Origin of the sequence: Sphingopyxis sp. YR583 (assembly GCF_900108295.1) — a bacterium.
Lineage (GTDB): Bacteria > Pseudomonadota > Alphaproteobacteria > Sphingomonadales > Sphingomonadaceae > Sphingopyxis.
Genome location: NZ_FNWK01000001.1, coordinates 1,906,245 through 1,922,824, shown reverse-complemented (window position 1 = coordinate 1,922,824; position 16,580 = coordinate 1,906,245). Strand labels below are relative to the sequence as shown.

Annotated in this window: 10 protein-coding genes; 2 read left to right on the top strand and 8 right to left on the bottom strand. The window is 65.7% G+C overall.

What is annotated here, in order from left to right; genetic code table 11:
* Positions 1–52: 52 nt before the first annotated feature.
* The 4 genes from BLW56_RS08880 to BLW56_RS08865 all read right to left on the bottom strand — a co-directional run bounded on the left by BLW56_RS08880 (position 53) and on the right by BLW56_RS08865 (position 6,886).
* Positions 53–1,297 carry a multidrug effflux MFS transporter gene (locus BLW56_RS08880; protein ID WP_093510164.1) on the bottom strand — a complete coding sequence of 415 codons (1,245 nt, stop codon included), beginning with the start codon at positions 1,295–1,297 and terminating at the stop codon, positions 53–55.
* A 130-nt stretch (positions 1,298–1,427) separates the two neighbouring features.
* Entirely contained in the window at positions 1,428–1,730 is a 303-nt protein-coding gene (locus BLW56_RS08875; protein WP_062185929.1) for a hypothetical protein, read from the bottom strand.
* Between the two features lie 26 nt (positions 1,731–1,756).
* Entirely contained in the window at positions 1,757–4,636 is a 2,880-nt protein-coding gene (locus BLW56_RS08870; protein WP_093510163.1) for a M16 family metallopeptidase, read from the bottom strand.
* 93 nt (positions 4,637–4,729) lie between these two features.
* Positions 4,730–6,886: an acylase gene (locus BLW56_RS08865; protein ID WP_177175887.1), complete on the bottom strand. Its 2,157-nt coding sequence runs from the start codon at positions 6,884–6,886 to the stop codon at positions 4,730–4,732.
* 155 nt (positions 6,887–7,041) lie between these two features.
* On the opposite strand from BLW56_RS08865, the gene BLW56_RS08860 reads away from it, so the two are divergent.
* Positions 7,042–8,607, top strand: coding sequence for a leucyl aminopeptidase (locus BLW56_RS08860; RefSeq protein ID WP_093510876.1), 1,566 nt, complete (start codon positions 7,042–7,044; stop codon positions 8,605–8,607).
* A 205-nt stretch (positions 8,608–8,812) separates the two neighbouring features.
* Positions 8,813–11,392 (top strand): ATP-dependent chaperone ClpB, encoded by a 2,580-nt coding sequence (gene clpB, locus BLW56_RS08855; RefSeq protein ID WP_093510162.1) that lies wholly within the window; start codon positions 8,813–8,815, stop codon positions 11,390–11,392.
* A gap of 25 nt (positions 11,393–11,417) precedes the next feature.
* On the opposite strand, the gene BLW56_RS08850 is transcribed toward clpB, so the two are convergent.
* From BLW56_RS08850 to BLW56_RS08835, 4 genes are all read right to left on the bottom strand, one after another.
* On the bottom strand, positions 11,418–11,735 hold the full coding sequence (locus BLW56_RS08850) for a hypothetical protein (protein ID WP_143043417.1): 318 nt from the start codon (positions 11,733–11,735) through the stop codon (positions 11,418–11,420).
* Positions 11,736–11,827: 92 nt separating this feature from the next.
* Positions 11,828–13,348, bottom strand: coding sequence for a 2OG-Fe(II) oxygenase family protein (locus BLW56_RS08845; RefSeq protein ID WP_256203361.1), 1,521 nt, complete (start codon positions 13,346–13,348; stop codon positions 11,828–11,830).
* Positions 13,345–14,502, bottom strand: coding sequence for an aspartyl/asparaginyl beta-hydroxylase domain-containing protein (locus BLW56_RS08840; RefSeq protein ID WP_177175732.1), 1,158 nt, complete (start codon positions 14,500–14,502; stop codon positions 13,345–13,347). Before BLW56_RS08840 ends, BLW56_RS08845 begins: the two co-directional genes overlap by 4 nt.
* Positions 14,499–16,508 (bottom strand): tetratricopeptide repeat-containing sulfotransferase family protein, encoded by a 2,010-nt coding sequence (locus BLW56_RS08835; protein ID WP_177175886.1) that lies wholly within the window; start codon positions 16,506–16,508, stop codon positions 14,499–14,501. The genes BLW56_RS08840 and BLW56_RS08835 overlap by 4 nt, the downstream gene beginning before the upstream one ends.
* Between the last annotated feature and the right edge of the window lie 72 nt (positions 16,509–16,580).

Here is a 16,580-nt window from a genome sequence, read left to right as displayed (position 1 = left end):
AGGGAATGGGGGGTCGCCCGGGCAAATGCGCCGGGGCGGCCCTTTTTTCTTGTCAGTAAGGGCTCTTTGGCGCCGTTCCCGGCCGGGTGAACAGCTTGCCGCGTTCGGCCCAGAAGACGAGCGCGAGGCCAACCACCGCGCTGATCAGGAAGGCATAGGCCAGCGGCAGCGTCGTGCCGTCATATTGCTGCCCGATCGTCGCGCCGACGGTCGCGGCGAGCAAAGTCTTGGCAAAGCTCTGATAAGACGACGCGACCCCGGCCATATGGCCAAAATCTTCCATCGCGATCGACCCGAAATTGCTGCCGATGAAGCCGACGAGGCCGACATTGACCATCATCAGCGCGGTGAACATCCACAGCGTTTCCGCGCCGCTCAGCGCTGCGATAATCTGCAGGATCGAGGTCGCCATGAAGGCGAAGACCGCCGACTGCGACACACGGCGCGCGCCGAACCGCTCGACGATCGCGGCGTTCGAGAAATTCGCAATCGCGATGCCCACCGCGACACAGGCAAAGATCAACGGGAACATCGCCTGCGCCCCGAACACCTCGGAGATGATCTGTTCGCTGCTGTTGAGATAGCCATAGAGCGCGCCCTGCATCATCCCCGACGCGATCATATAACCGGCGGCGCGGCGGTGCCGCGTCACCGTCGCCCAGCCCGCGATCATCGTCTTGAGGTCGAGCGGACGCACGTCGGCCGGAGCAAGCGTTTCGGGCAGGCGGCGGAGCCACAGCAGCATCACGATCGACATCACCGCCAGCACGATGAAGATCGCCCGCCAGCCCGCAACCGCGGCGATCCCCGCCCCGATCGTCGGCGCGATGATCGGGACGATCATGAAGACAAGGAAGATCAGCGACAGCCTTTTCGCCATCGCATCGCCCGCGAACAGGTCGCGGATCACCGCGACGACGATGACGCCGAGCGCCGCGCTGATCAATCCGTGAACGAAACGCAGCACGAGCAGCATCGCAAAGCTCGTCGCCAGCCCGCACCCGATCGACAGCGCCAGATAAGCGAACAGCGCGGGGACGAGCACGCCCTTGCGCCCGAAACGGTCCGACAGCGGCCCGTAAAGCAGCGAACCGAAACCGATGCCGAGCAGATAGATGGAGATAACATGCTGGCGGTCGTTCGCGACGGTAACGCCCAGCGCCTCGCCGATCGCCGGAAGCGCGGGCAGCATCGAATCGATGGCGAGCGCATTCAGCGCCATGACCATCGCCATCATGACCACCATCTCACGGTCGCCCGGCAGGCTCCGTTGGGGGGATTGGGCCGGCTTGTGCATGGGAGCAGCCTATGCGCCCGCGTCGCCGCTTTGGATAGCCCCCGAATGCCCGCAAAGCCAAAGGGCATTGCTATGCAACGCAAAAGGGCCGCCCGATACGGACGGCCCTTCGCATTAGGTGGCTCGTGATTCAGCCCTGGCGCGTGCCGGTCATCGCCATCGAACCGAACGCACCGGCCTTGATCGTACCGGTCAGCGCGTCGCCGTCGATCGTCGCTTCGCATTCGAGCGTCATCGGCATCGGCACCTTCATGTTCATGGTCCAGGTCAGCTTGTTGCCGTCGACCTTGCCATTTTCGACGTCGAGCGAACCCATTGCGCCGGCGTTCTGGCCGGTGAAGCCGTCGCCGCTGCTGTTGACGGTGAAAACCGACTTCTGATCGCCCATGGGCGACTTGGTGACGCAATCATAGCTGCCATCGACTTGAGACATAGGGGCTCTCCTTACTGAAACTGATGTTAGTTATCGAGGGACACCGTTTCCACCGGCAAACCCAATCCGTCAAGCTGCGGTTTTACAACCGCGGCATCGCCGACGACGACATAGACGAGGTCGGCGATGCTCAGCGCCTTGCGCGCCGCAGCATCGATCTCGGCCGTGGTCATTGCCTCATAGGTGGCGGGCAGCTTTTCGTAATAATTGTCGGGGCGACCGAACTTCGCGATCTGGCGCAGCCCGCCGAGCACATCGCCCGAGGTTTCGAAGCTGCCGGGCAGTTCGCGGACACTGCCGTTGATCGTGCGCTCCAGCTCTTCCTTCGTCACGCCCTTGTCGCCAAGGAAGCTTTTGAGGTCGCTCTGGAACTCCTTGATCGAATCGCCGGTACGGTCGGCCTGCACCGGCGCCACGGCGACCCAGGTCAGCCGGTCCTGATCGCCCGAAATGCGGCTGCGCACGCCATAGGACCAGCCCTTCGTCTCGCGCAGGTTCGTGTTGAACCGCGACAGGAAATTGCCACCGAAAATATCGTTCGCCGACCGCAGCACTTCGAGCGCGTCGCCACCCTTGGCGTCGAGCACCTTGCCCGCGAGGATCACCGACTGCGGCGACTTGGGGCGGTCGAACAACAGGATACGCGGCTTCGGCGCCGGAATCGCAACCTCGAAATGCTTGACCGGTTTGGCCGTGGCGGGCGCCCGCCACTGGCCCAGCGTCGCATCGAGCTGCTTCTTCACCTCGGCCAGCGTGGTGTCGCCGACGACAAAGATCTGCGCATTGTCGGGACGGATCCACGCGGCGTGGAAGGCCGCGAGCTGGTCGCGCGTCGCCGCCTGCACCGAGGCTGCGTTGCCCAGACCCGAGGGCGGAATGCCATAGGGGTGATCGGCGCCATAGAGCACCGGCGTCAATATGCGCGACGCGATGGCACTCGGGTTGTTGAGCTCGGCCTTGAGCCGGTTCAGTTGCTGCGCGCGAACGCGCTCCAGTTCCTTGCCGTCGAATGCCGGATTGCGGATATAGTCGGCAAGCAGGCTCAAAGAGGCACCAAGATTGGGCTTCAGCGCGAACAGGCTGAACACCGTTTCGTCGGCATTGGCGGTCGCGTCGATCTGCGCGCCCAGACGCTCCTTCGCCTCGGCAAAGGCGATTGAATCGAGATTTTGCGTGCCTTCGTCCATCAGGCTGAGCATCAGCGACTGCGTGCCCAATGCGCTGTGCGGGTCGGCGGCATAGCCTGCGTCGAAGCTCACCGCGACATTGACCGTCGGCACCGTCGTGCGCCGCGCGAAAACGACCTCGACACCATTTTTGAGCCTGGTGCGTTCGATCGCCGGAAATTCGAGCGCCTTGAGGTCGGCGACCGCGGGCAGCTGCGAACGGTCGGCGAATGAGGATGTTCCGCCTGCGCCGGGCCCGACATCGCCAAGCGCTTCGTTCCAATAACGGTCGGGCTGGATCGGCGCGACCACCTTGCCCTCAGTCACCGCGCCGCCGCGGTTTTCGCCGCCCTCGGTACGCTCGCCGGGGGTGTAGGTCAGCGAGAAGGCAGGGCGCGACATCCATTTCTGCGCCACCGCCTTGACCTGTTCGGGCGTGGCCTTTGCCATCCGGTCGAGCTCGATCTTGTAATAGGCGGGATTGTTCGAATAGAGCGCCCCCTCGGCCAGCGTCACCGCCTTGCCGCCGAACCCGCCGACCGACTCCAGCCCCGAGATCGTCCCCGCGAGATAGCTTGCGGCGGTACGCTGCAACTCGTCGGCAGTGGGGCCGGACGCGATGAAGCTCGCGATTTCCTCATCCAACCGCTTGCCAACCACGGCTGGATCGACACCGGGCTTCACATCGGCCTGAACGATCAGGAAGCCTGCATCCTCGAACGGCTGCGCGCCCGCCGACACGCTCACCGCGATCGGATCCTTGCGTACCATGGCGTTGTCGAGGCGCGACGAGGACAGCCCGCCCAGCACCGTCGCCGCCATCTGCAGCGGCACCGCTTCGGGATCGTTGAGGCCAGGGATGGCCCACATGCGATAGAGGCGTGTCGTCGGGACGAGATCCTTGACCTCTTTAGCCAGCGGCGCGGGAAGCGTCGGAACCGACGTCTTGGGCGCCATAATTTCGGGCCCGCGGGGGATGTCGCCGAACCATTGCTGCACCTTGGCCTTTGCAGTGGCGACGTCGACATCGCCCGCAAGCACCAGCACCGCATTGTTCGGACCGTAATTGTCGGTGAACCACTTCTTCACATCGGCGAGGCTGGCCGAATTCAGGTCGCCCATCGAACCGATCGTGCTGTGGTGATAGGGGTGGCCGGTCGGAAAGAGATTCTCGAAAATCTCGTACCGCAACAATCCATAGGGGTTGTTGTCGCCCTGACGCTTTTCGTTCTGGACGACGCCGCGCTGGTTATCGAGCTTCTCCTGCGTCACCGCGCCCAGCAAATGCCCCATGCGATCGCTTTCGAGAAACAGCGCCATGTCGAGCGCGCCAGTCGGCACGGTCTCGAAATAATTGGTGCGATCGACGTTGGTCGTCCCGTTCTCGTCGGTCGCGCCGACCTGTTGCAGCGGTTCGAAGAAATCGCCCGGCGCATTTTCCGATCCGTTGAACATCAGATGTTCGAACAGATGCGCAAAGCCCGTCTTGCCCTTGGGCTCATGCTTCGACCCGACGCGATACCATACCGACACCGCGACCACGGGCGCCTTACGATCCTCGTGCACGATCACGCGCAGACCATTGTCGAGCGTAAAGCTCTGGTACGGAATATCGACCGCCTTCACGAGGTCGGCGATCGGTGCGGGGCTGGCGGCCTTCGCCTTGGCGAACGCCGGTGCCGCCGCAACGAGCGAACTAGTGACCGCGAGGGCAAGGGCGAAACGATGGAAACGGGGCATGGAAATCCTTTTTACGGGGCACAGGCCGGGCCTGTTTTCAACCGGGTGCCGGGCGGCACTGTATCAATGGTTTAGGACAGCGCCTTCGGCCTTTCAAGGCCGATAGAATCGCACGCCGCTCGCCTTCAAGGCCGCCGGGTCGAACAGCACGGGCTTCAGCTTGTGCGCGACGAACAGCGGCGCCTGATCATTATAATGCGGGCTTTCGGGGCGCGTTGTCGCCGACCCGAACGGCTGGATCGATTCCGACCGGACGCGGCCATCCTTGTCCCAGGTCACGAACATGATGAAGCTGTCGCCATGGCGCACCTTCAGCCGTCCGTCGGGTTCGGCATCCCACAATGTCGAGGCGCGCACCGTATCGTTACCGCCGTCGAGCGGCAGGTCGACGCGCGACGCCCCCTCGCCGTGCCGCAACCGCAAGACCGTCCCGAGCTTGGGATCGAGCCCGTTAAAATGCTCCTGCAGATGCGCGACGGTCTCTTTCAGCACGGTCCGCGGATCGGGTGCCGCGCGGCGCTGGTAGTGGCTGCCGTTGGCAGGGCGCAGCACCATCAGCGCCAGCGCATCGCCCTTGCCCCGGCCATCGAGATTCCAGTCCCATTCGCGCAGCAACTTCTGCGCTTCGGCCAGTGCGGGATCGCCCTTCGTGTCGAGCGCGAGCAACCGGTCAATCCACGCCTTGGCATAACCCGTTTTGGCATAGGCGGTGTCATATTTGATCGTCTTCAGCCGCGCTTCGTCGATCTGCCCCGACGCCTCGAACAGTTCGATCAGCCGCGTCGCGCGGTTGGTCATATCGTCCTCGATCCCGAGCAGCGGCGAGAAAGCCGCAGCATCGAGTTCGTCGCCCGGACCCGCCGCGACCCACGGCGTGTTGTTCGCATTCATCACATAGCCCGAGCGCGGATTGACCAGCGCCGGCACCCGGTCGAAGGGCAAAGTCTTCGTCCACAGGTCCGCCGATGTATCGCCGGGCAGCACGCCGCGCCAGTTGAACCCGGCCGGCCGGTCGGGGAACATCGCATTATAGAAGAGCCCGATATTGCCCTTGGCATCGGCGTAAATGAAATTGGTCGCGGGCACGCCCTGTCCCGCCATCGCCGCGCGCCACTCGGCAAAACTCTTCGCTTTGTTCAGCCGGTAATATTGGGTGACCATATTCGCCTGATCGATCCCCGCATAACGGATCGCGAAGGCACCCTTCTCATTCTTCACCACCGGCCCATGGACCGAGCGATAAATGGTGCGCGGCACCGGCAGCACAAACGGCCCGACCTTGACCTTCAGCCAGATGCGCTTTTCCTCGAGCGGCCGCCATGCCCCGTCGAAGCGATATTTCTTGCCGCTCTCATCAAAGGTCAGCTTGTAAACATCGATCAGATCGGGCCGGTTCACCGTGTTCGTCCAGCCGAGATATTTGTTGTGGCCGAGGAAGGGGTAAGGCGAGCCGGGGAAGTTCGCGCCCGCGAAATCCCATCCCTCCTGGCTATGAACGACCAGCTCGTACCAGGCGACACCGCCCGTCCACGGCTGGTGCGAGTTGGAGACGAGCCGCGTCGCGCCGTCGGTCGAGCGCGCGGGCGCGACCGCCATGCCGTTCGATCCATTATCGGCCGGGTCACGGCCGACCGGGGTGAGTTCGCGCGGGACGAGCTTGCCGGTCGCATCGAGCGCCGGGCCGCCCTCGCGCGCCAGCGCCTTGTCCTCGACGAGCGACCCCAGCACCGAATCGAGCCCGAAGAAAAAGGGCGAGCGCAGCACGAAGCCCGCGACGACATCCTCGCCGGTCACCGGGAACAGCCCCGACAGTCGCACCTCATCGGGATGCTTGTCGGCATAATGGTTGAGTCCCGCGGCATAGGCCGTGAAGAGCGCCTTCACATCGGCGGGCAAGCGCGGCCAGTCGCGCGCGGTCGTTGCGCGAACACCCAGCAGCGCCTCGGCATAATCGATCTTCGCGCCGTCCTCGCCGAGCATCGCGCCCGCGCGGCCGCGCGTCATCGCGAGCACTTCCTGCAGGGTCGAAAAATCATCCTCGGCATGGGCATAGGCGACGCCATAGGCTACGTCGGCGTCGGTCTTGCCGAAGATATGCGGCACGCCGAACTTGTCGCGCGCGATCCGGACGTCGGTGGGCTTGAACGCGGGCGCAGCGGGCGCCTCGGCGGTCAGCGGTTCCCAGAAAGCGAGCGAGGCAGCCGTCAGCGCCAGCAGCAACAGGAGACCCAGGAAAATCCGTCGCAGCATCGTTGGTCCTCTTACGGTTTGCCTCGCAGGGCTATGTGACCGCCATGTCGTCCGATGGCAAGCGACTGTCGTTCGTCGAGCCGGATTTGCGGACGCGCCGCGTCCGGCTATGCAGGGTCAGGTCATTGAACAACGGGGAATATCGAACCATGCGCATGAAAAGCCTGCTCCTGTCCGCCTGCCTGTCGCTCACGCTCGCGCCCGCCGCGATGGCACAGGACATCGCCGGATCGGGCGTCGTTCCGGCGACTGCCGGCAACAGCGCCGAGCGCACAATCGGTTTTGCCGCAAACGCTCCCGCAGGCGCAGCCCTCGTTATCGTGATGACCGACGCCACGCTGCCGCCGCTCGACGGCGTGGCGCTAAGCACGGCCGAGCGTCAGGCGATCTCCGCCGCGGTGGCATCCGCCGCGTTCGACGGCAAGGCCGGGTCGACATTGTCGTTGCGGGGCATCGGTGCGCATCCGCGCATCCTGCTTGTCGGTGCGGGCGCGGCACCTTCGTCGCTCGCGCTTGCCGAGGCCGGCGGCAAGGCGGTGCAGGAACTCAAGAGCGAAGCGCAGCCGGTGGCGATCGCAGGCGCGTTCGGCGATGTCTCGGCCGCCGACGTCGCTTATGGCGTCGCGCTCGGCCAATATCGATTCGACCGCTATCAGACCGTTGGCAAAAAGGCGCCGCCGACCGGCGCGGTGACGGTCGTCGGGGCGAATGCGTCGGCCGCCGAGGCCGTCTTCGCCAATCGCTGGAAGCCGCTTGCCGATGGCGTGCGCCTGTCGCGCGACCTCGCGAACGAACCCGCAAACGTCATCTATCCCGAGACCTTCGTTGCCGAGGCGCGCAAGGCTTTCGCCGGCGTTGCGGGCGTCAGCATCGAAGTGCTCGACGAAGCGGCGATGCGCAAGCTCGGCATGGGGACGCTCGTCGGCGTCGGCCAGGGCAGCCCGCGCGGATCGCGCCTGCTGCTGGTGCGCTATCGCGGCGCGAACGCGCCCGACGCACCGACCGCCTTTGTCGGCAAGGGCATCACCTTCGATTCGGGCGGCCTGTCGCTGAAACCCGGCGCAGGCATGGGCAATATGAAGGGCGATATGTCGGGCGCCGCCTCGGCAATCGGCGCGGTCGTGTCGCTCGCCAAATCGCGCGCGCCGGTGCATGTTGTCGGCGTCGCGGCGCTGGCCGAGAATATGCCCGACGGCAATGCGCAGCGTCCGGGCGACGTCACGCGGACCATGTCGGGCAAGACGATCGAGATGGTCAACGCCGACGCCGAGGGGCGCCTCGTCCTCGCCGATGCGAATGAATATGTCGCCAAGGCTTACAAGCCCAAGGCGATCGTCAACATCGCGACGCTGACCGGCGCGGTCGTCGGTGCGCTCGACAACAGCTATGCGGGTCTCTTCGCGCGCGACGAGGCGCTTGCGGCGCGCCTGACCGCCGCTGGCACCACAAGCGGCGAGGAAGTCTGGCGCCTGCCGCTCCACAAGGATTATGCCGAGCGGATGAAATCGGATATCGCCGATATCCGCAACTCGGCGACCGGACAGGGCCCCGGCGCGAGCCTCGGCGCCCATTTCATCGGCTTCTTCGTCGACGAGGCGACCCCGTGGGCGCATCTCGACATCGCCGGGGTCAACCGTTCGGAGAAGGCGGGCGCGCTCGCTCCCAAGGGCATGACGGGCTTCGGCGTGCGCCTGCTCGACCAGTTCGCACGGAGCGAATAGAGTTTTTCGACGAACATCGAAGCGGCACCAGCCCGCTCCCCCACCCGGCCTCCCATTTCAGGATACGCTGTTGGGAGGTCGGGTGGGGGAGCGGGCCGGTGCCGCCTCTGTTTCAGCTCCGCTGAAACAGAGAGGAACCTTCGAGACTCCCCTTGTGTTGCACAAAGGCAACACTATCTTGCTCGGCGAGAAAGGGGCTTTCTGAATGAACCTCGAAAAATTTACCGACCGCGCCAAGGGCTTTTTGCAGGCGGCGCAGACGATCGCGATCCGCATGAACCATCAGCGGATTTCGCCCGAGCATATCGCGAAAGCGCTGCTCGAAGACAGTGAGGGCATGGCCGCGGGCCTGATCGCGAAAAGCGGCGGCGACGCCCCGCGCGCGGTGCAGGGCCTCGACGGGCTGCTCGCCAAGGTTCCCGCTGTGTCGGGATCGGGCGCACAGCAAACGCCGGGCCTCGACAATGACGCCGTGCGCCTGCTTGACCAGGCCGAACAGGTCGCGAGCAAGGCGGGCGACGGCTATGTCACCGTCGAGCGGCTGCTGCTCGCGATGGTACTTTCGACGACCACCCCGGTCGGCAAGGCGTTCGCCGATGCCGGCGTGAAGGCCGACGCGCTCAATACCGCGATCAACGACCTGCGCGGCGGCCGCAGCGCGGATACCGCCTCAGCCGAAGATCGTTACGAAGCGCTCAAGAAATTCGCCCGCGACCTCACCGAAGTCGCGCGCGAGGGCAAGCTCGACCCGGTCATCGGCCGCGACGAGGAAATCCGCCGTACGATCCAGATCCTCGCGCGCCGGACCAAGAACAACCCCGTGCTGATCGGCGAACCCGGCGTCGGCAAGACCGCGATCGCCGAAGGGCTCGCGCTGCGCATCGTCAACGGCGACGTGCCCGACAGCCTGAAGGACCGCCGCCTGTTGTCGCTCGACATGGGCGCGCTGATCGCCGGTGCCAAATATCGCGGCGAATTCGAGGAGCGCCTGAAGGGCGTGCTCGACGATGTGAAGGCCGCCGAGGGCGAGATCATCCTGTTCATCGACGAGATGCACACGCTCGTCGGCGCGGGCAAGGGCGAGGGCGCGATGGACGCGTCGAACCTCTTGAAGCCCGCCCTCGCGCGCGGCGAACTCCACTGCATCGGCGCGACGACGCTCGACGAATATCGCAAGCATGTCGAAAAAGACCCCGCGCTCCAGCGGCGCTTCCAGCCCGTCTTCGTCGGCGAACCGACGGTCGAGGATTCGATCTCGATCCTGCGCGGGATCAAGGAAAAATACGAGCTGCATCACGGTGTACGGATCACCGACGGCGCGATCGTCGCCGCGGCTACGCTATCGAACCGCTATATCTCCGACCGCTTCCTGCCCGACAAGGCGATCGACCTGATGGACGAGGCCGCGAGCCGTATCCGCATGGAGGTCGAATCGAAGCCAGAGGAAATCGAGGGCCTCGACCGCCGCATCATCCAGATGAAGATCGAGGAATCGGCGCTCGGCAAGGAAAGCGACGCCGCGTCGAAGGACCGGCTCGCAAACCTGCAGGCCGAACTCGCGAACCTCGAGCAGCAATCGGCGGGCCTCACCCAGAAATGGCAGGCCGAAAAGGACAAGATCCACGCCGAAGCGAAGATCAAGGAAGAGCTGGACGCGGCGCGTTCGGCGCTCGATCAGGCGCAGCGCGCCGGCGACCTCGCGAAGGCGGGCGAGCTAAGCTACGGCACCATCCCCGGCCTCGAAAAAAGGCTCGAGGAAGCCCAGGCGGCTGCCGGTAACGCCATGCTGCGCGAGGAAGTCACCGCCGACGACATCGCCGCGGTGGTCAGCAAATGGACCGGCATCCCCGTCGACCGGATGATGGAAGGCGAGCGCGAGAAGCTTCTCGGCATGGAAGCGACGCTCGAAAAGCGCGTCATCGGGCAGGACGACGCCGTCCGCGCCGTCTCGACCGCCGTCCGCCGCGCCCGCGCGGGGCTTCAGGATCCGAACCGCCCGCTCGGCAGCTTCCTGTTCCTCGGCCCCACGGGGGTCGGCAAGACCGAGCTGACCAAGGCGCTCGCACGCTTCCTGTTCGACGACGACAATGCGATGGTTCGCATCGACATGTCCGAATTCATGGAAAAGCACAGCGTCGCGCGGCTCGTAGGCGCACCTCCGGGCTATGTCGGCTATGAAGAAGGCGGCACGCTGACCGAGGCGGTACGCCGCCGACCCTATCAGGTCGTGTTGTTCGACGAGGTCGAAAAGGCGCATGCGGACGTGTTCAACATCCTGCTCCAGGTGCTCGACGACGGGCGCCTGACCGATGGGCAGGGCCGCACGGTCGACTTCACCAACACGCTGATCATCCTGACATCGAACCTCGGCAGCCAGGCGATCGCCGCGCTGCCCGACGATGCGCCGGTCGAACAGGCCGAGCCCGCCGTCATGGAAGTGGTGCGCGGGCATTTCCGGCCCGAGTTCCTGAACCGGCTCGACGAGATCGTGCTCTTCAACCGCCTCGCGCAGCAGCATATGGGCGGCATCGTCGATATTCAGGTCGCACGGGTGCAGAAATTGCTCACCGATCGCAAGGTGACGCTCGACCTCACCGACGCTGCGCGCGCATGGCTCGGCCGTGTCGGCTATGATCCGGTGTACGGCGCACGGCCGCTGAAGCGCGCGGTGCAGAAATATCTGCAGGACCCGCTCGCCGACCTGATCCTGAAGGGCGAGGTCAAAGACGGCTCGACGATCAGGGTCGACGAAGGCGATGGGGCGCTGAAGCTGGCGTCGCAATGATCGCGCCGGCCAGCGGGTCGGGGCGCTATCGCGTCACCGAACCGCGCTGAACCTGCCGGCGTTCGACCTCGCTGCGCTGCTGGCGGTTCGCTTCGGCCCATTCGCTCCGCGTCATGCAGATGCGTTGCGACCGGAGGCGGCTGCCCAGCACGTCCTCTTTCCGGCAAACAACCTCGTTCGGATCGGCTTTCTTTTTGCCTTTGCCCGACGCGGTCGCGGCGGGCGCCGCAGCGGTGGCGGGGGTCGAGGAAGCGGTATCGGGATCGGCCGCTTGGCTTGCGACCGACATCATCATCGAACAGCCGAGCAATGCGGCTAGCGACAGGGAACGAACAGAAAGCATGGCAAACGCCCTCAATATCATCTGATAATCCATGTTTATGCCCTCCTCTCCGGGCGGCCAAGCCTTTTCGATGAACGGCGGATTCGCGCTGTTCAACGCGGCACCGCCACGTCGAAGGCGACCGTGAGCCGTTCGCCTTCGGCAAACGGCCGGGTTCCGTGCCATAGCCACGATGGAAACAACACCAGCCGCCCCGGCTTGGGTTCGACGCGCCTGATCGGCGCCAGATCGAGCCCGAGCGTATCCTGCGGTTCGCCCAATGTCAGCCAGCCCGCATCGGGCGCATCGGCGGGGCGCCTTTCGGGCAAGGCCACATAAAGCGCCGAACTCACCCAGCCTTGCGGATGAACGTGATTGGCGTGATAGCCGGAGCCGCGCAGTCGGACCGACCAGCTACCGGCAAAGCGGCGGCGGCGGTCGCGTGGCGGCCCCAGCAACGGATGCGCGGCATCGGGCGCCGGCAGTGCCGCGACATAGGCGTCGACCGCCTCGACGACCGCCGTGCGCAGCGTCCGGATCAGCGGATCGACACGGCTGAACAGCGGGCCGTCGGTCTGCGTCCCCCCCCGCACCGACTGGTCGAGATATTCGCTGCGCGCAACATGGAGCGAGCGGAGATGCGCCGCCAGCTCGCCAAGTGGCGGCAGGCGGTCGCGCAGGTCGAATTCGCGCACAAGGTCCGGGTTACCGACCAGCCAGTCATATCGCGGATCGCCCCGATCGCGCCACAGCAGCAACGCATAGGGCCAGATCGCCGCGCGCCGCGCGCCGCCCGCTTCGATTTCGGCATCGATCAGCGGCCACGCCTGCGCAAATCGGCCGGTGCGAAGAAGGTGCCGCACGCGCCATATCCGCACCGCGAGACGCATCGCGGCGTCCGGCAGTGTTTCGAACAAACGGTCCGCGCGATCGGCCTGCCCCAGTTCGGCGGCAGCGATCGCCGCATGATCGGCCAGCTCGGCAGCGGGCACCCCGGCCGCCTCGGCGCGCTCGGCGACAGCCGCCTGCGCGGCATGGTCCTCGTTGCGCAGGTGCAGATCGAGCAATCCGCGCCAGAGCGCGACCGACGCCGGCTCCTGCGCAAGCGCACGCTCGAACGACGCGGTCGCCCCGTTGCGCCGCCCCATCAGCGCGCGCAATTGCGCGAGCTGCGCATGTCCCTGCATCCACAGCGGCACCTGTGCGACAATCGCGTCGAGCGCGGCTTCGGCCGCATCGCCCTGCCCCGCCGCCCAGCGCGCCGCCGCCAGACCGATCAGCACATCGCCATTCGGCGGCCCCAGCCGCTCGGCCGCCTCGAAAAGCGAAACCGCGTCAAGCCCGGCCTCGAAAGCGACGCGGGCGCGGCCGTGCGCAATGCCCGCGTCTTCCGGCGCGCGCTGCGCCGCCTCGTCGAAAGCCGCAAGCGCCGCCTCATGCTCGTCGAGCCCGCGGTGCAGCAAGCCCGTCCATTGCCAGAAGCGCGCGCCACCGCTCGCCTTGGCGGCTGCAATAAGCATGGGCAGCGCCGCCGCCTCTTCGCCCTCGTCGAGCGCAAGGCTGGCAAGCTGGCCCAGGCTGTCGCCATCGGCCTGCCCGGCACGGACGGCGGCAAGCCGCGCCGCAAAATTCACGCATTCTCCGGAAGCTGGTTCGCATCGCTGCCGATCAGCGCCGCGACCGCTTCGCGTTCGACCGGGGTCAGGTCGGGATGCCACAGGTCGAAGATCAGGACGACGCGCAACCGGTCGCTCGGGTTCATCGCTTCATGCTCGATCGTATCGTCGAACACGAACGCCGCGCCGCGCCGCCATTCGCGGGTTTCGGCGCCGACGCGGAACCAGCATCCCGCGGGCACGACCAGCGGCAGATGGCAGACAAGCCGCGCATTATTATAACCGACATGCGGCGGAATCGCGGTGCCCGGCGCGAGCAGCGAAAACATGACATTGGGCGATGCGCCGGCGATCACCGGCTGCGCGACCCCCTCGATCAGCGCGAGCGTCGCCGGGCAATGGCGCGCATTGGCCTCGATTCGCCGGCCGCCACGCATCAGGTGGATCGCGGTCCAGTCGGGATTGTGATTGAGCGTGCGCCATTGGTCGAGCGGCTGGTGCGCCGCATATTGCACATAGGGCACAAGCTCGGCGCGCTCGGCATTCATCACCGCGTCGAGTTCGTCCGCGATCGTATCGGTCGCCGCCTCGATGTCCGCCAGCCATGGGAACAGGCTGCGTGGGTGGAATTCGCGCTCGCGCAGACCCGGAAAATGAAAATGGGTCGGTTCGCTATGATAGGGCCGCGTGCGGCGCAGGGCGTTGCTGCGGAAGCGCGCGATACGGTCGCGCTCGCCGGCATCGGCGCGCGCCTCGGCATCGCCCGTCAGCTCGCTCCAGCGCGCATCCTTCGCGTCGAGCCAGGCCGCATATTTTCGTTCGCCTTCAGCAAGAACCTGGGCCAGTTGCGGCGGCAGCGCCTCGTCCGGCCGCTGTGCGATCGCATGCCCCCATGCCTCGCCGGCGCCCGGATCGCCGATCCGGTCGAGCAGACTGGCGCGCATCATCAGAGCGGTAAAGTCGAGCGGCGCGAGCGCGAGCGCGCGGTGAACCGCGGCGAGCGCGAAGCGTGGACGGCCGGCTGCGCGCTGGACACCTGCGAGCCGCAGCAACACCGAAAAATCCTCGCCCGAGGACAGCGCCTCCTCGAGCAACGCCGCCGCACGCGCCAGATCCTGCGCCGCCAGCGCGCGGTCGGCCGCGGCGATCAGCGCGGCGCGTTCGTCGCTCACAGGCTGTATCCGAATTTCTCGACCCACGGACGCAGGACCGGCAGGATCGGCTCGAGATGCGCGCGATAGCCTTCCCACCGCCCGGCGGCGCGCTTGTAGATCGGCTCGACGACCTGCGCATAGCTCGCGGTGGTGATCAGCCCGCGCTTCTTCGCGGTCGCCTGATGGTCGAGCACTTCGTCGCGCCATTCGAGCCCGAGAAAATCGAACAGCGGCCGCACTTCGGCCCCGACATCCTCGATCAACCGCTCGTACACGATCGTGTGGACATTCAATCCGAACAATTCGCGCGCGCGCTCCCAGTGTGAAAAGGCAAGGTCATAGAAGTCCGCGGCGTCTTCGAGCCGCAGGAAGTTCGACATCGCATTGTTGAGCCGGAAATTGCTCATGAAACAGCTCAGCAGCACGTCGCACGGATGGCGGAGCGCAAGGATGAAGCGTGCGTTCGGAAACAACCGCTGGATCAGCACCGCCTTCGTCAGGAACAGCGGCGACTTGTCGACGAGCATGCGCCCGGGCGCCAGCGGGGTGGGCGCGACCTTCGCAATTTCCTCGAAATAGAAACGGCGCGCATCGGCGACTGCCGCGGCGTCGAGCCCCGGGATCGCCGAAGTTCCACCAATCCGCTTGTCGGTCAGGTTCAGCGGCGGCTGCTCTTCGAGCACGGCCGTATCGGGATGCCCCATCAGGATCGTATCGAGCAAGGTGGTTCCCGATCGCGGAAAACCGAGCAGGAATACCGGATCGGGATGGTCGCGCACGGTCTCGATCGCGGGCCAACTCGCCGCCCACGCGGGAGTCATCAGTTCTAGGTCGCCGCGCACCTGCGCGCGCAGTTCGGCCGAGCGTTGCAGCGGGTCGGTTGCCGATTGCTGATGCAGGCGATTGGTTTCGCTGAAGGCTGCGAAAGCCTCGTCGATACGGCCGAGCCGGTCGAGAATCTGCCCGCGCAGATGCGTCGTCCGTTCGAGTTCGACCCCCGATGGTACGAGCGCGAGGCTTTCGAGCGCGTCCTCGAACCGCTTGGCGCGGCGATATTCGAAAGCGCGCATGAAGGCGAGCGCGCCATCATCGATACCATTGGCTTCCGCCAATGCGATGAGCGGCGCAAATTCGTCCTCACGGTTGCTATGCTCGTACTGGACGGTCAGGCCAAGATAGGCGTCGACAACCGCCGGGTCGATTTCCAACACCTTGCGAAAGGCCTGTTCGGCCTCTTCGATCCGGTTCACCAGCCCGCATTCGACGCCGAATTTCAGCTGGAGGTTGGCGTTGACCGGATCGCGTGCGAGTGCGCCTTCCAGCGCTGCCATCGCCTCATCCTGGCGGCCTTCCTTCTTGTACTGCACATAAAGTTCGTGGAGCGCGCGCGCGTCATTCGGAAATTCTTCGGCCGTCTTGCGCAGCAGGGTTTCTGCCTCTTCGGCGCGGCCCACCGATCGCAGCGCCACCGCGAGGTTGAGGCGCGTCGGCGGCGCCAGCGGGTTCAGCGCCATCGCCTTTTCAAGCGCCGCGACGCTGCCGTCCAAATCGCCCGTCGCCGACCGGGCGTTGCCCAGATTGTTCCAGCTTTCGAAATCATCGGGTTCGCGCGCGACGACCTGCTCATAAGCCTCGACGGCTTCGTCGAAGCGTTCGAGCGACTGCGCCACAAAGCCGCGATACCGCGCGATCCGCAGCGTCGGATCGCTGCGCGCCAGATCGACGGTGGCGATCACCAGCGCATCGCCGAGGTCACCCTTGTCGATCAACACTGCGATCAGGTTGCACGCGATCGTCGTATCGGCCGGCCGCTCGGCGTGTGCCGCCTGCAAGTGCCGGACGGCGCCCGCAAGATCGTTCGACCGGGCAAGCAACATGCCGAGAAACGCGTTGAGCGCTGTCCGGTCCCCGCCCGCCTCCAGCGCGCCTTCCGCAAGCTGGCGCGCGCGCGCCGCATCGCCCGATTGCGCGGCCCCGACCGCCTGGCGCAGCACATCGGCGGTCTTGGGATCGAGCATCTTCATCATCCGTCGAATCAAAAAAAGGGGCGGCGGGTCGCATGACCAGCCGCCCCATCTTAGGGTTAAATGCCGACC

Bases quoted from the DNA above. Each gene is read 5' to 3' on its own strand.
- BLW56_RS08880 (WP_093510164.1), bottom strand. From the start codon at position 1,297: ATGCACAAGCCGGCCCAATCCCCCCAACGGAGCCTGCCGGGCGACCGT.
- BLW56_RS08875 (WP_062185929.1), bottom strand. From the start codon at position 1,730: ATGTCTCAAGTCGATGGCAGCTATGATTGCGTCACCAAGTCGCCCATG.
- BLW56_RS08870 (WP_093510163.1), bottom strand. From the start codon at position 4,636: ATGCCCCGTTTCCATCGTTTCGCCCTTGCCCTCGCGGTCACTAGTTCG.
- BLW56_RS08865 (WP_177175887.1), bottom strand. From the start codon at position 6,886: ATGCTGCGACGGATTTTCCTGGGTCTCCTGTTGCTGCTGGCGCTGACG.
- BLW56_RS08860 (WP_093510876.1), top strand. From the start codon at position 7,042: ATGAAAAGCCTGCTCCTGTCCGCCTGCCTGTCGCTCACGCTCGCGCCC.
- clpB (WP_093510162.1), top strand. From the start codon at position 8,813: ATGAACCTCGAAAAATTTACCGACCGCGCCAAGGGCTTTTTGCAGGCG.
- BLW56_RS08850 (WP_143043417.1), bottom strand. From the start codon at position 11,735: ATGCTTTCTGTTCGTTCCCTGTCGCTAGCCGCATTGCTCGGCTGTTCG.
- BLW56_RS08835 (WP_177175886.1), bottom strand. From the start codon at position 16,508: ATGAAGATGCTCGATCCCAAGACCGCCGATGTGCTGCGCCAGGCGGTC.